General features: G+C 64.7%; 15 protein-coding genes. 8 read left to right on the top strand and 7 right to left on the bottom strand.

All coding sequences use genetic code 11. The annotated features are described in order from the left end of the window. Positions 1-65 precede the first annotated feature (65 nt). Both J0I79_RS09720 and J0I79_RS09725 read right to left on the bottom strand, forming a co-directional pair. On the bottom strand, positions 66-983 hold the full coding sequence (locus J0I79_RS09720) for a haloalkane dehalogenase (protein WP_292856896.1): 918 nt from the start codon (positions 981-983) through the stop codon (positions 66-68). Next, positions 980-1,576, bottom strand: a complete 597-nt coding sequence (locus tag J0I79_RS09725) for a TetR/AcrR family transcriptional regulator (RefSeq protein WP_292856898.1) — start codon at positions 1,574-1,576, stop codon at positions 980-982. The genes J0I79_RS09720 and J0I79_RS09725 overlap by 4 nt, the downstream gene beginning before the upstream one ends. Before the next feature lie 129 nt (positions 1,577-1,705). Between J0I79_RS09725 and J0I79_RS09730 the strand changes: the two genes are divergently transcribed. Next, complete coding sequence (locus J0I79_RS09730) at positions 1,706-2,779, top strand: FAD-binding oxidoreductase (protein WP_292856900.1); 1,074 nt, start codon at positions 1,706-1,708, stop codon at positions 2,777-2,779. On the opposite strand, the gene J0I79_RS09735 is transcribed toward J0I79_RS09730, so the two are convergent. The 3 genes from J0I79_RS09735 to J0I79_RS09745 all read right to left on the bottom strand — a co-directional run bounded on the left by J0I79_RS09735 (position 2,773) and on the right by J0I79_RS09745 (position 5,538). Then, positions 2,773-4,146, bottom strand: coding sequence for an amidase (locus J0I79_RS09735; protein WP_292856902.1), 1,374 nt, complete (start codon positions 4,144-4,146; stop codon positions 2,773-2,775). The two genes, J0I79_RS09730 and J0I79_RS09735, sit on opposite strands and share 7 nt — an antisense overlap. A 327-nt stretch (positions 4,147-4,473) precedes the next feature. Beyond that, on the bottom strand, positions 4,474-5,274 hold the full coding sequence (locus tag J0I79_RS09740; RefSeq protein ID WP_292856904.1) for a class II glutamine amidotransferase: 801 nt from the start codon (positions 5,272-5,274) through the stop codon (positions 4,474-4,476). Positions 5,275-5,289: 15 nt separating this feature from the next. Then, complete coding sequence (locus J0I79_RS09745) at positions 5,290-5,538, bottom strand: DUF6356 family protein (RefSeq protein ID WP_292856906.1); 249 nt, start codon at positions 5,536-5,538, stop codon at positions 5,290-5,292. Between the two features lie 113 nt (positions 5,539-5,651). Here J0I79_RS09745 and J0I79_RS09750 point away from each other — a divergent pair, with 113 nt between their 5' ends. From J0I79_RS09750 to J0I79_RS09775, 6 genes are all read left to right on the top strand, one after another. Further along, the gene (locus tag J0I79_RS09750) at positions 5,652-6,122 is read left to right on the top strand and encodes an Lrp/AsnC family transcriptional regulator (RefSeq protein ID WP_292856908.1); all 471 of its coding nucleotides are present in this window, start codon (positions 5,652-5,654) and stop codon (positions 6,120-6,122) included. A gap of 105 nt (positions 6,123-6,227) precedes the next feature. Continuing rightward, entirely contained in the window at positions 6,228-6,713 is a 486-nt protein-coding gene (gene dut / locus J0I79_RS09755; RefSeq protein ID WP_292856910.1) for a dUTP diphosphatase, read from the top strand. Further along, positions 6,710-7,372, top strand: a complete 663-nt coding sequence (locus J0I79_RS09760; RefSeq protein ID WP_292856912.1) for an HAD family phosphatase — start codon at positions 6,710-6,712, stop codon at positions 7,370-7,372. The genes dut and J0I79_RS09760 overlap by 4 nt, the downstream gene beginning before the upstream one ends. A 186-nt stretch (positions 7,373-7,558) precedes the next feature. Next, complete coding sequence (locus tag J0I79_RS09765) at positions 7,559-8,410, top strand: hypothetical protein (protein WP_292856914.1); 852 nt, start codon at positions 7,559-7,561, stop codon at positions 8,408-8,410. A gap of 73 nt (positions 8,411-8,483) precedes the next feature. Next, positions 8,484-9,278 carry an oxaloacetate decarboxylase gene (locus J0I79_RS09770; RefSeq protein WP_292856916.1) on the top strand — a complete coding sequence of 265 codons (795 nt, stop codon included), beginning with the start codon at positions 8,484-8,486 and terminating at the stop codon, positions 9,276-9,278. Further along, complete coding sequence (locus tag J0I79_RS09775) at positions 9,275-10,273, top strand: proline racemase family protein (protein WP_292856918.1); 999 nt, start codon at positions 9,275-9,277, stop codon at positions 10,271-10,273. The genes J0I79_RS09770 and J0I79_RS09775 overlap by 4 nt, the downstream gene beginning before the upstream one ends. On the opposite strand, the gene J0I79_RS09780 is transcribed toward J0I79_RS09775, so the two are convergent. Beyond that, positions 10,265-10,969 (bottom strand): sulfate transporter family protein, encoded by a 705-nt coding sequence (locus J0I79_RS09780; protein ID WP_292856920.1) that lies wholly within the window; start codon positions 10,967-10,969, stop codon positions 10,265-10,267. The two genes, J0I79_RS09775 and J0I79_RS09780, sit on opposite strands and share 9 nt — an antisense overlap. Before the next feature lie 87 nt (positions 10,970-11,056). Then, on the bottom strand, positions 11,057-11,959 hold the full coding sequence (locus J0I79_RS09785) for an EamA family transporter (protein ID WP_292856922.1): 903 nt from the start codon (positions 11,957-11,959) through the stop codon (positions 11,057-11,059). A 269-nt stretch (positions 11,960-12,228) separates the two neighbouring features. Here J0I79_RS09785 and J0I79_RS09790 point away from each other — a divergent pair, with 269 nt between their 5' ends. Further along, positions 12,229-13,221 carry an adenosine kinase gene (locus tag J0I79_RS09790; RefSeq protein ID WP_292856925.1) on the top strand — a complete coding sequence of 331 codons (993 nt, stop codon included), beginning with the start codon at positions 12,229-12,231 and terminating at the stop codon, positions 13,219-13,221. Positions 13,222-13,369 lie beyond the last annotated feature (148 nt).

A 13,369-nucleotide genomic window follows, 5' to 3' on the forward strand; every position in this document is an offset into this window, starting at 1 on the left:
GCAGCGCAAGGCCGGGCTGTCGACCGGTCCGGCGGCGCTGATGCCGCCGGAGACCGGTGGCCGCTTCAGGCCAGTTCGCTCATGCGGCTTGCCTCGGCGATCCCCGGAAGCCAATCGGCGATGGCGGCGCCTATCGCGTCGGCATGATCTTCCTGGAGATAGTGCGCGCCCGGCCCGAGATTGATGAAGCGGCAGTTCGTCAGCCCGGACGCGAATTCCTTGGCCGCCTCAGGCGAGATCAGCGCGCCGGGGTCACCCGCGAAGAGCAGTTTTGGATAGGTGGACAGCCGCAGCGCACGATGGTCGTGCCGGCTGATGGCGGCGACGTCGGCGGGCTTGCCCTCGATCGGCAACTCCCGGGGCAGGCGCAGCACCGGCTTGCGGGATTGCGGCGTCTGGAACGGCGCCCGATAGACCGCCATTTCTTCATTGCTCATGGTCCGCAGCACCGAGGCAGGCAGCACCTTCTCGACGAAGACATTGTCTTCCAGGACGAGTTTTTCACCGATATCGGGGGTGCGCAGCGCCTTGAACAGGTCGCGGGCCTGCGGCCGCTGGTGGAAATCCTCCCAGCGCTCGAACGGCCGGATGAATTCCATGAAAGCGAGGCCGAGGATACGCCTTGGCCGCCGCGCCGCGAGATGGAAGGCCAGCGCCGTGCCCCAATCCTGCGCGACCAGCACGACCTCTCCGATGTCGAGCGCGTCGAGGAAGGCATCGAGATAGCGGACCTGATCGAAGAAGCGATAGTCGATATCGGGCTTGCCGGACTGGCCATAGCCGATGAGGTCGGGCGCGATGCAGCGGCCATGAGGCGCGACATGCGGGATGATGTTGCGCCAGATATGCGACGACGTCGGATTGCCGTGCAGGAACAGCACGGTTGGGCCTGCGGTTCCGGCCTCGACATAGGACATGGTGGAATCGAGCACGGGAATCTCAAAGCGTTTCGGTGAATGAGACGTGTCGGCTTTCGAGGTCATGGGTTCGGCTCCCTGGCGAAGACTGTGGCGAAGATGATGTTCTTGAACCGCTCGAGCGGCACGGGGCTGCGTTCGACCTTCATGCGCAGCATGGCGCCCTGCCATGAGGACAGCAGGAAGTCGGCGAGATCCTCGGCATCGAAGGCCCGCGTGATGTTCCCCGCCGCCTGGCCTTCGGCGATGCAGGCCGCGAAGGGCTGACGCCAGCGTTCGAAGATGGCCACGAGTTGCAAGCGAAGCGGCTCGCTGTGAACAGCCGTTTCCAGGCTGAGATTGCCGATCATGCAGCCGCGCGCCCAGTCATGGGCTTCGAGCTTCGACGTGATGACATCGAGATAGCGGCGCAGCCTGCCAACCGGCGGGGTGCCGTCCTGCGCCAGCGCCTGTTCGACCAGTCCGCTGACATAGGCGAAGTAGCGGTCCAGCACCTCGCCGGCGAACGCCTCCTTCGAGGCGAAATGGTTGGTGAACGAGCCCGGCCGAGCATCGGCCGCGGCAACGATGTCGCGCACGCCGGCGGCGGCGTAGCCTGAGTCCCAGAGGGTCCGGAAACCGGCGTCGAGGAGTTTTTCGCGGAGTGATTGTCTAGCCATGGTCAAATAATACGTACGTACGTATTTATGTCAAGGCCGATAATTTTGATGGCCGCTCTGTTGGCAAACGGGCGACCGGATGGCACTGGAGTGAGCCCTCCCCTGGGATCAGAACCGCAAGGAGCGAACATGGCCGCGGCGAAGGAAGTCATCGTCATCGGCGCCGGTATCATCGGCGCTTCGATCGCCTGGCATCTGACGAGGTCCGGAGCACGGGTGACCGTCATCGCCGACAGCGCGCCCGGCGGCATCGCGACGCCGAATTCCTTTGCCTGGATCAATGCGAGCTGGGGCAATCCGGAGCCCTATTTCCGGCTGCGCACCCGTGCGATGGCCGAATGGACGCGGTTGGCCAGGGATTTGCCGGGCCTGCCGCTCAGCTGGTGCGGCGGCCTGTGCTGGGATCTGTCGGCGGCCGACATGAAAACCTACGCCACACAGCATTCATCCTGGGGCTACGGCATCGAACGCGTCGACCGTGCCAGGGCGGGGCGCATCGAGCCCAATGTCGCGGAGCTTCCGGATTTCGCGTTGCATGTCGCCGAGGAAGGTGTGACCGAACCGGTCGCGGCCACGAAAGCCCTGTTGGCCGACGCCGAGCGCCACGGCGCACGCATCCTGTCCAGCACCGTCACGGCGCTTGCCCGGACAGACGGCAGGGTTACGGGCGTCGACACTTCGCATGGGCTGGTCGCGGCCGACGACGTCGTGATCGCGGCTGGCGTGGGCTCGCCCGATATCGCCGCCACGGCCGGCATCACGTTGCCGATCGAGACCCCGCCCGGCCTGATCGTCCATTCGCGGCCATACAGAAGACTGCTCAACGGCCTGGTGCTGGCCGAGCGGCTGCACATGCGACAGACGGCCGAGGGCCGTATCATCGCCGGCTCGGATTTCGGCGGCGCCGAACCCGGCCTGGATGCCGAAGCCACCGCACGAGACCTGTTTGCGGCCCTGAAAACCAGCCTGCGCGATAGCGACGGGCTGGAGCTGGATTTCCATACGGTGGGCTTCCGGCCGACGCCGATCGATGGTTTTCCGATCATCAGCCGCGCCGAAGGCACGGATGGGCTCTATATCGCGGTCATGCATTCCGGCATCACGCTTGCCCCGGCCGTCGGCCTGTTCGCAGCGCGCGAAATTCTCGACGGCGAGCGCGATCCGCTGCTCGCGCCTTACGGCTTGTCGCGCTTCGCTCAATAACCGGGCGGACGACGAAAACCGCCGGTCAACGATTCGATCGCCTTGGCCACGCCGAGCAGCCGCGATTCCGACCAGCGTTTGCCAACCAGTTGCAGGCCGATCGGCAGACCGTCGCGGTCCTGTCCGCATGGCATCGAAAGCGCCGGATGGCCGCTGTAGTTGAAGATGGCGCCATAGGCCGGCAGCATCCAGTAGCTTTGCTCCCTGCCGTCGACGTCGATGGGCGTGCCAGGCTCGCAATGCGCAAAGGCCGTGGTCATTGCGACGGGACAGAGCAGCGCGTCATAACCGTCGAAAAAACCGTCCCAGGCGAGGATGGATTTGTCGCGGCGCGCCAGCGCCTCGAACCAGCGCGAGACCGATGACGGCTGCTTCGGCGGTTCCGGCTGCGCCGCCTCCATCATCATGCCGATCAGCGCGCCGCCTTGCTTGAGATCATCGTGCAGATCGAGGCTGGGCAGCTTTGCTTCCTCGACGATGGCGCCGGCGGATTGCAGCTGCCTCGCCAAATTCTCGACCGCGACGCTGATTTCGCCGGCCATCGGGAAGCCCGGGAAGGACGGCGCGAAAGCGATGCGCAGCGTCTTGAGGTCGAGAGCGGGAATGGGCTCGACCGGGACCGGCGCGAGATCGGTGTCGCGGCCGTCCGGGCCAGCGACGATCCGGTAGATCAAAGCCAGATCATCCACGCCGCGCGCCAACGGCCCGAGGCACGACATCAGCCTTACACTGCCGGCTGCATTGCCGGGATTCGGAAAAGCGCCGGCCAGCGAGATGCGGTGCTCCGTCGGCTTCAGCCCATGGACGCCGCAGAAGGCGGCGGGCAGCCGGATCGAACCCTGCATATCGGTGCCGATGTCGAACGGCGTCATCCCGGCCGCGACTGCCGCCGCGGCGCCGCCGCTGGAGCCGCCGGCGGTGCGCTCGAGCTTCCACGGATTGGCGGTGCGGCCGAACAGCGGGTTGCTCGACTGCCAGTCCGACAGCATGGCAGCGACATTGGTCCTGGCCATCAGCACGCCGCCGGCCGCCTTGAGCCTGGCGACAACCGGACTGTCTTCCTTCGCCACATAATCGGCGAAAGGCGGGAAGCCGACCGTGGTCCTCATGTCCGATGTCTCGTGCGTGTCCTTCAGCGTAAAGGGCACGCCATGCAGCGGTCCGGGCGCTTCGCCGCGCGCGAGCGCCGCATCCGCCTTTTTTGCGCGTTCGTACGCGCCTTCGCGGTCGAGCGAGATGACGGCGTTGATTGCCGCGTTGTGACTGTCGATCTGCGCCAGATGGGCGTCGAGAACTTCGACAGCGGAGATTTTACGCGCGGCGATCGCGGCGGCGAGTTCGATTGCCGAGGAGAAGGCGAAGTCCATGATCAGCGCTCCAGCTTGGCCACGCTTGCCCTGGTGGAGATGGCGGACAGCAGTGCGGCTTCAAGTGGAATTGAGCACTCGGCATTGAATAGCGCTTGATCGAAATTGCGCCGCCGATATTGATCCAGGCCAGCGCTCTACGGCGCCCCCTCTGTCCTGCCGGACATCTCCCCCACAAGGGGGGAGATTGGATGTCGCCACGGCTTTCGCCAATCTCCAACGTTGCAGGACTGTGCGGGCGCCGAAACTGCCAATCTCCCCCTCACGGGGGAGATGTCCGGCAGGACAGGGGGCGCGAAGTGACGCGACGTAGCCGGTTGACTAGAACTACCCCACCAGCGCCAGCTTGGCTGCCGCCGGAGCAAACGGCCGGATGGCGACGCCATCCCGGGTCATGGTGACAAAGCTCGACGGCGGTACCGCCTGCCAATCGCCGCCCTCGCGGTCGAATGGCTCGGAAACGATGCAGCGGCCGCCGCCCTTGCGCAGGGCGGACGTGTAGAGCGTCGGCGCGTGGGCATCGGTGGCATAGCGCACCGCGTACAGCGCCTGGCCGTCGGAGAAAGCGGCGGTGAGTTTGAGCGCCGGTTCGAGGCCGGCGCGGCGCGAGGCCTCGAGCACGCGGCTGGTGGCGCGCGACACGGCACCTTGCGGATCAGCGGCCAACCCCTCGTCGATCATAAGAAGAAAGAAGAGTTCGGAATCCGTGGTGCCTTCGCGCTGGTCGAAGACTGGATCGGACAGCGAGTTCTCCAGCGCGCGGCGGATTTTCTCGAAGCCGCCGATCTGGCCATTGTGCATGAACGACCAGCGGCCGGAGATGAAGGGGTGGCAGTTCATGCGGCTGGTGGCGCCGCCGGTCGAAGCCCTGACATGGGCGAGGAACAGGCCGGATTTGATCTGCCGGCACAGGCTTTTCAGATTGGGATCCGACCAGGCCGGCAGGATGTCGCGGTAGAGGCCGGGCTCGGGGCGGTCGCCATACCAGGCGAGGCCGAAGCCATCGCCATTGGTCGGCGACTTCGCTTCCTGCGCGCAATGGCTTTGGGCGATCAGCGAGTGACAGGGTGCCGTGAGGATGTCTTCCAGAAAGACCGCTTCACCGAGATAGGCCGCCCACCGGCACATGGCTTCTATCGTCCTCTAGGCACGATCCATCAGAGCCACTGGCTCCTTGGCGGCGTGCGAGCCTCTGTTGTGCGTCCGCTCGTAAAGCTCACGGACGATTCGGCTGGCTGTAGTCTCGAAGAGAAATGGCAAGAAAGCGTGAACGAGCGCGGCGCCCGCCGCCATCATGAGGCGCGAGGAGAACCAGGCGGCGAAGGCCATATGGCCGAAATAGGTCTCGCCGACCTTGGCCGGGTGCGATGTGAAAATCCGAGCGACCGACATGAAGGTCCCCTTCCGCGCTTGAGTTCCGATATGAGTATCCTGGCATGCCTCGCCGGTTCATCGGTCTCAAAATGTCCTTGTATTTGACATACTGGTGGGACAAGCATCCCAATATGGCTTTCGAAATCGACGAAATCGACCGAAAATTGCTGGGAGAATTGCAACGCGACGGCACCTTGTCGGTCGACCAGCTGTCGGAGCGGGTGGCTTTGTCGCGCAATGCCTGCTGGCGGCGCGTCAAGCGGCTGGAAGAGGAAGGCGTCATTACCGGACGGGTGGCGCTGGTCGATGCCGAGAAGCTCGGCCTTGGCCTGTCAGTGTTCATCCTGATCCGCACATCCAACCATGATCCGGACTGGCTGCGGAAGTTCCGCGCCGCGGTGACCGGCTTTCCCGAAATCATCGGCGTCTACCGTATGTCGGGCGATCTCGACTATGTCCTGCGCGCCCGCGTCGCCGACGTGAAGGCCTATGACCGGCTCTACCAGCGGCTGATCGCCAGGGTGGCGCTGTCGGACGTCTCGGCCTCCTTCGTCATGGAGGAGATCAAGGAGACGACGGTGGTTCCGATGGAAGTGCGTTAACGGCGCGATCCGGCAGACTGGCCATAGTGGTGCCCTAAAGAAAGCCGTTGATACGTCTGCAGGCGAATTGACCGAATCGGCAATCGCGCCGATAGGATCACTTTTATGCGCGCAGCTCTCCAAACTCCCTCCGTCATCGGTCCGACTGTCGGCTTCGTCAGGTTGCCGCATGCTGAAGGCCTTCCGCTCCCCGCCTATGAAAGCGCCGGCGCCGCCGGCATGGATTTGCGCGCGGCGGTGCCCGACGACCGTCCGCTGCTGATCCTGCCGGGGAAGCGCGCTCTGGTGCCGACCGGTCTGATCCTGGAAATTCCCGAGGGCATGGAAGGCCAGGTGCGGCCACGCTCCGGCCTCGCCTTCAAGCATGGCCTGACCGTGCTCAATTCACCGGGCACGGTCGACAGCGACTATCGCGGCGAGGTGAAGGTGCTGCTGGTCAATCTCGGCGACGAGGATTTCGCCGTGACGCGCGGCATGCGCATCGCCCAGATCGTATTCGCTTCCGTGACGCAAGCAACGGTGGAAGAGCGTTCGCTGGCCGGCGGTACGGCGCGCGGGGCGGGCGGATTCGGATCGACCGGCACAGCGTGAACAAGATACCCAAGCTTGTCATCTTCGACTGCGACGGGATTCTCGTCGACACCGAAAATCTCGCCAACCGGCGCCTCGCCGAATGGCTGAGCGCTGCCGGCTATCCCACGACCTTCGAATATTGCCGCAAGCATTTCTCCGGCCGCAGCATGGTCTCGGTGCAGAAGGAGATCGAGGGGCAGACCGAGGTCAGGCTCGGCGCCGATTTCGTCGATCGCTGGAATGCCGGCCTGCCGGACCTGTTCTCGCATGGCGTCGAGGCAATCCCCTATGTCAGGGAGTTCATCGAGGCGGTGCGCGCGGCCGGCATCGCCTATTGCGTCGCCACCTCGGCGAGGGTGTCGAAGATGCACATCACGCTCGGCCAGACCGGCCTGTTGCCGCTGTTCGAACATGCACTGTTCAGCGCCACCATGGTGTCGCGCGGCAAGCCGTTCCCGGACCTGTTCCTCCACGCGGCCACGACAATGGGCTTTGCACCCGCCGACTGCATCGTCATCGAGGACAGCGTCGCCGGCACACAGGCCGGCATTGCCGCCGGCATGCGGGTGTTTTCCTACCATGGCGACCCGTACTCCGACCGCGATGGCCTGATCCAGGCCGGCGGCGTCCTGTTCGACGACATGCGCGAACTTGCGGGGCTGGTGCCGATCCACTGACGTCGCCTATCCGACGGATGGGCTGCGCGGCTCCGGAGGCTGTGCTAGCCTAGAGCGGTTCAGCGTTTGATAGAATCGCTGACCCGCTCTAAGTTGTTGTTTTTACGCAATTCCGGACGGAAAACCGCTACGCACTTTTCCTGGAATTACGCTAGTCACTGCTTGCGGTCGGGGGCGACAATCGGCATGTCAGGATTTTGGTATCGTCTCGTCTTCATCTGCCTGCTGCTGCCATTGCCCTGGAGCCAGGCTGTCGCCCAGGACGCTGCCACCGTTGAACTCAAGGCAGCGATCGCCGGCCACGCCGACACCACCTATGCCGATCTCGTCAGGATGGTCATTCCGGATCTCACGGCGAAGGACGACTACCATGTCGGTTCCTCACCCATCGAGATGCGGCACATTGCCGGTCCCGAAAGTGACAGTTCGCCCCCGGAATCATCGAGCATCTTCAGCGTCGCCGTGTTCGCCATGAAGGCCGGCGGCAAGGACCGGCTGGCCATGCTGTTCGACCTCGGCCAATCACCCGACAGCGCGGAGGGCTACGCCGTGCTGGCGCTTTACGATCTCACGGGCAAGCCGAGGCTGCTCGATGCCGTCAATGTGGCGACGGACCGCTTCACCTTCTTCCGCCAGCCCGGCAAATTGTCGCTCGGCGCCGACAATGACGCTCTGATGATCTCGAGCACCCATTTCAATTCGAGCCAGGGTTATATGTCTACCCCGGTCGTTCTGGTGCGCAATGACCGTTTCGAGCTGATCGACATAATCGACACGTTCGACGAGAATGTCTGCTCCTACAAACGCTCGCAGAACCTGGCCTTCCAGTCCCTCGAAGACGGCCAGCCATACAGGGCTATCAAGGCCGATATAACCGACACGACCGTACCGACCGGAGAGGATTGCGGCGAAGAACCGCCACAAGCGGCCACAAGCGACATCTCCGTGACATACCACTGGGACAAGACGGCGGCGCGATATGTCGCGGATTCCGACGCCTTCGAGAAATTGTCAGCAGAAAACGCCAAACGGTTCTGAGCCAACCGCATTCGTTTGCCCGGCCGGGAACAGCGCTGTAGCATCCGCCCAAAATTCATGATGGGGAGCACTCATGGACAAGGGCAAGATTTTTCGCGACCTGCATGCCTCGACCTTCGTCATGCCCAATCCCTGGGATCCGGGCACGACCAAGCTGCTGGCCTCCTTCGGGTTCAAGGCGCTGGCAACGACCAGCGCCGGCTTTGCCTTTTCGCGTGGCCTGCCGGACGGCGCGGTGAGCTTCGAGCAGATGATCCATCACTGCCGCGATGTGACGGCGGCAACCGAACTGCCGGTCTCGGCCGATCTCGAAAAAGGCAAGGGCGACAGCGCCGAGCAGGCCGCCGAAACGATCTTCGCGGCCGAAGCGGCCGGGCTTGCCGGCTGCTCGATCGAGGACCACACCGGCGATCCGGACAAGCCGATCTATGATTTCTCGCATGCGGTCGAACGCGTGGCGGCGGCGGCAGAAGCGGCGCGGGCGCTGAAACGCGATTTCATCTTCACGGCCCGGGCCGAGAATTTCCTGTGGGGCAGGTCCGACCTCGACGACACAATCAAGCGGCTGCAGGCCTTCGAGAAGGCCGGCGCCGACGTGCTCTATGCGCCGGGCATCGGCGATGTCGAGATGGTGCGCACGCTCTGTTCGGCGGTCGGCAAGCCGGTCAATGTCATGGCGCGACCCGGCTTCACCATAGCGGACCTCTCCATGGCCGGCGTGAAGCGCATTTCGCTCGGCCCATGGCTGACCAATTTCGCCTATGGCATGCTGGAAACCGCAGCGCGCGAGATCCAGCAGGATGGCACGTTCGGCTTCACCCGCGCCGCCATGCCGTTCGGCAAACTGCAGGCGCTCTACGGCAAATGACGCTGACCGTCGTCGACATGCATACGGGCGGCGAACCGCTCAGGATCGTCACATCAGGCTATCCGGCCATCCCGAAGGGGACCATCCTGGAGAAGCGCGCCTATGTGCGCGACCATCTCGATCATCTGCGCAAGTTGCTGATCTTCGAGCCTCGCGGCCATTACGACATGTATGGCGCGCTGCTGGTCGAGCCGGACCTGCCCGGTGCCGATCTGGCGGTGCTGTTCATGCACAATGAGGGCTATTCCACCATGTGCGGCCACGCCATCATCGCGCTCGGCCGCTACGCCATCGATGAAGGACTGGTGGCCAAGCAGGAGCCGATCACCACAGTCAACATCGAGGCGCCGTGCGGGCTTGTCGTCGCCTCCGTGGAGGTCAGGGACGGCAAGGCGGGCGCCGTATCGTTCGAAAGCGTGCCGGCCTTCCTGTTTTCCGCTGACCAGCACATTGAACTGGAGGGCTACGGCGCCATCGGTTTCGACGTCGCCTATGGCGGCGCCTTCTACGCGCTGGCCGACTGCCATCAGTTCGGGCTGGAATTCGGCCGCGACCGCGTGCGCGATTTCGTCGATGCCGCAACCGCGCTGACGAACCGGCTGAAGACCGAATTCCCGCTGTCGCATCCCGATCACGATGACCTCGCCTTCCTCTACGGCACCATTCTGACCGACGGCCGCGATGCGTTCTCGGGAGACCTGACCAAGAATGTCTGCGTTTTCGCCGAGGCGGAGGTCGACCGTTCGCCGACCGGCTCCGGCGTCACCGCGCGGCTGGCGGCGATGTTTGCCAAGGGCCAGATCGCGATCGGCCAGACGCGGACTTTCGAGAGCATCGCCGGATCGCGCTTTTCCGGCGCGGTGGCGCGGACGGCGAAGGCCGGCCCGCACGAGGCCGTCATCGCGCGCGTCGGCGGCCGCGCCTATTATTCCGGTCGCGCGGAATTCACCGTCGAGGCCGATGACGAGCTTGGACGCGGCTTTCTTCTACGCTGACCGGACAACCGCGCGCGCCGAAACGGCCTTGTGCAGATGCACCATCATGGCGGCGGCGAAAAGCGGCGTCAGAAGGTTGAGCAGCGGCACGGCGAGAAAGGCGGCAATGACCAGCCCGGCGAGGAACACCGTTCCCGCATGTTGCCGGCGCAAGGCCTTGGCCTCTTCCTCCGGGCGAAAGCGCATGGCGGCGAATTCGAAGAATTCGCGCCCGAGCAGGTAGCCGTTGACGACGAAGAAGGCGGCGATGTTGATGCCTGGAACCAGCAGAAGCAGGAGCGCCACGATATTGCCCAGGATGACGACGCCGAAAAATCTTATGGCCAGCACCAGCGAGCGCAGCGCCGGCAGGGCGCGCCCGACCGGGTCACGGGGATAGTCGGTGCGCTCGACCACCTCGGCGACGTCGTCGAGGAACAGGCCGGCGATCACGGCGGTGACTGGCGCGACGAGCAGGGCCATGCCGAAGGCGAGCGCGATGGCCGCCACGATGCCGCCGAGCCAGCCGGCCCAAGCGGGAATGCCCGGCAGCAACGCCTGCAGCCACGGCAGCGCCAGCCATTCGACGAGGCTGGTGAGGCCCAGCCACAAGGCGACGAGCGCCAGGAGCGTCAGGCCGAGCGTCTTGATGAACACGGCACGGAAGGGCGGCGTAAGCAGCTCGAGGGCCGCAGTGCGGGCGGCATCTAATATCACTGTGTGTCACCCCGGGTCAGGTCGGCCGAATTGGCGGGCAAACCCGAGATAGGCAGCGCGGGCCGCCAGCACAAGCGCCGCAGGCGCCTACCGCGCGAGGACAGGCTTGCGGACCGGAATGGTCATAGCCGCAACGCCGGCGACGACGAAGGCCATGCCCAGCCATGCCGTTGGGCCTAGGCTTTCGCCGAGGAACACCGCGCCGATGCCGACGCCGATCGGCACGCGCAGATAGGCCTGCGATGTCGTGCCGACCGAACCCAGCGTGTGGATGAGGCGGAAATAGATGACAAAGGCGAGCGCGGTCGAAAACACCGACAGGCCGAGCAAGGCGAGGATCGACGCCATCGATGGCGTGAGCGTCCAGGGCTGGTCGATCACGAGGCTCAGGGGCACCAGGATGACGGCGCCGCACAGCATGGACCCGGCCGCCGGCAGCATCGGGTCGAGACCCTTGAACCCACGGCCGAAGATCGCGGCGCCGGCATAGGATACCGTTGCGACGACAATGGCGAGCTGGGCCCAGAGCTCATGGCCGAGGCCGCCCAGCGCCTCGGTGCCGATGATCAGGCAGATGCCGATAATGCCGGCGCCGACGCCGACGAGCTTGCGCGTCGTCACCGGCTCATGGCGGGTGATGAGCGCGGTGAGCAGGAAGGTGAAGATCGGCGAGGTCGAGTTGAGAATGGTGGCGAGGCCGGCGTCGACCGACCGTTCGGCAGCCGCGATCAGCGTGAACGGCACGACGCTGTTGAGGCAGGCCTGGAAAGCGAAGCGGCGCCATGTGGCCGCATCGCGCGGCATAGCGAGCCCGCGCCAGCGGAGGACGGCGAGAAGAAGACCGCCTGCGATCAGGGTGCGCGCCGCAATGAAGGTGACCGGCGGAATGGTTTCGACACCGATCTTGATGAAGGTATAGGAGGCGCCCCACAGCACAGCCAGCAGGCCGAGCAGGGCCAGGTCCGTGGTGGTGTCGCTTCTTGCCGTCATCGACTGGTTGCCTTCGGGCCGGTTTGAAGGGCCTGTTCTAGGCAAGCGCGCGATGAAATGTTTCGGCCACGGTCGAATTGTCGTAGCGCCTGGTTTTGGCGCCATCGGCCAAACTGCGGGCCGCGCTCTAGGCAAAGCCGTCGCGAATCGCTAGACCCGCGCCCGGCCGGCGTGGCAAGAAGCCGGCTCTCTCTTTGTACGCAATTCCTGTGGGGAAACCGCTAAGCACTTTTCCTGGAATTGCTCTAGGTTTTTTGGTGGAGACATTGATGCCGGATTATGACGTGCTTTGTATCGGCAATGCCATTGTCGACATCATCGCCCAGTGCGAAGAGGACTTTCTCCAAACCAACGGCATCATCAAGGGCGCGATGAACCTCATCGACGCCCAGCGCGCCGAACTGCTCTACAGCCGCATGGGGCCGGCGATCGAAGCCTCTGGCGGCAGCGCCGGCAACACGGCGGCGGGCGTGGCCTCCTTCGGCGGACGCGCCGCCTTCTTCGGCAAGGTTTCCAACGATGCGCTGGGCGAAATCTACGCGCACGACATTCATGCGCAGGGTGTCGCCTTCGACACCAGGCCGCTCCAGGGCGAACCGCCGACGGCGCGCTCGATGATCTTCGTCACTCCCGACGGCGAGCGTTCGATGAACACCTATCTCGGCGCCTGCGTCGAGCTTGGGCCGGAAGATGTCGAGGCCGACAAGGCGTCGGGCGCCAAGGTCACCTATTTCGAGGGCTATCTGTGGGATCCGCCGCGCGCCAAGGAGGCGATCCGGCAGACGGCGAGGCTGGCGCACGCGGCCGGCCGCGAAGTGTCGATGACGCTGTCGGATTCGTTCTGCGTCGACCGCTACCGCGACGAGTTCCTCGACCTGATGCGCTCGGGCACCGTCGACATCGTCTTTGCCAACAGCCACGAGATCAAGTCGCTGTACCAGACGTCCTCGTTCGAAGAAGCGCTGGCGCAGATTCGCAAGGACTGCAGGATAGCCGCGGTGACGCGGTCGGAAAAAGGCTCGGTCATCGTGCGCGGCGACGAGACCGTGGTCATCAAGGCGACCGCGATCAAGGAACTGGTCGACACGACCGGCGCCGGCGATCTCTATGCCGCCGGCTTCCTGCACGGCTACACGCAGGGCCGCGACCTGCAGACCTGCGGCGACCTCGGCTCACTGGCGGCCGGACTTGTCATCCAGCAGATCGGCCCAAGACCAAGGCAGAATCTGCGCAAGGAGGCGGAACTGGCCGGCTTGCTGTAGGGGGAAAATCTGCCGATCTCCCCCCATGTGGGGGAGATGGCCGGCAGGCCAGAGGGGGGCGCTGTCCCGCCGGCGTCTCCAAGTCTTCCATGCCAATGGACAGTATGCTTTCGCCGGCGCCGGGCGGGCCGCGTCGGTCAGCACAAAC

It is taken from the genome of Mesorhizobium sp. (genome assembly GCF_017306585.1).
Classification (GTDB): domain Bacteria; phylum Pseudomonadota; class Alphaproteobacteria; order Rhizobiales; family Rhizobiaceae; genus Mesorhizobium.

Coding starts and splice junctions, on each gene's coding strand:
- J0I79_RS09720 (WP_292856896.1), bottom strand. CDS start 983: ATGACCTCGAAAGCCGACACGTCTCATTCACCGAAACGCTTTGAGATT.
- J0I79_RS09725 (WP_292856898.1), bottom strand. CDS start 1,576: ATGGCTAGACAATCACTCCGCGAAAAACTCCTCGACGCCGGTTTCCGG.
- J0I79_RS09730 (WP_292856900.1), top strand. CDS start 1,706: ATGGCCGCGGCGAAGGAAGTCATCGTCATCGGCGCCGGTATCATCGGC.
- J0I79_RS09735 (WP_292856902.1), bottom strand. CDS start 4,146: ATGGACTTCGCCTTCTCCTCGGCAATCGAACTCGCCGCCGCGATCGCC.
- J0I79_RS09740 (WP_292856904.1), bottom strand. CDS start 5,274: ATGTGCCGGTGGGCGGCCTATCTCGGTGAAGCGGTCTTTCTGGAAGAC.
- J0I79_RS09745 (WP_292856906.1), bottom strand. CDS start 5,538: ATGTCGGTCGCTCGGATTTTCACATCGCACCCGGCCAAGGTCGGCGAG.
- J0I79_RS09750 (WP_292856908.1), top strand. CDS start 5,652: ATGGCTTTCGAAATCGACGAAATCGACCGAAAATTGCTGGGAGAATTG.
- dut (WP_292856910.1), top strand. CDS start 6,228: ATGCGCGCAGCTCTCCAAACTCCCTCCGTCATCGGTCCGACTGTCGGC.
- J0I79_RS09765 (WP_292856914.1), top strand. CDS start 7,559: ATGTCAGGATTTTGGTATCGTCTCGTCTTCATCTGCCTGCTGCTGCCA.
- J0I79_RS09770 (WP_292856916.1), top strand. CDS start 8,484: ATGGACAAGGGCAAGATTTTTCGCGACCTGCATGCCTCGACCTTCGTC.
- J0I79_RS09775 (WP_292856918.1), top strand. CDS start 9,275: ATGACGCTGACCGTCGTCGACATGCATACGGGCGGCGAACCGCTCAGG.
- J0I79_RS09785 (WP_292856922.1), bottom strand. CDS start 11,959: ATGACGGCAAGAAGCGACACCACCACGGACCTGGCCCTGCTCGGCCTG.
- J0I79_RS09790 (WP_292856925.1), top strand. CDS start 12,229: ATGCCGGATTATGACGTGCTTTGTATCGGCAATGCCATTGTCGACATC.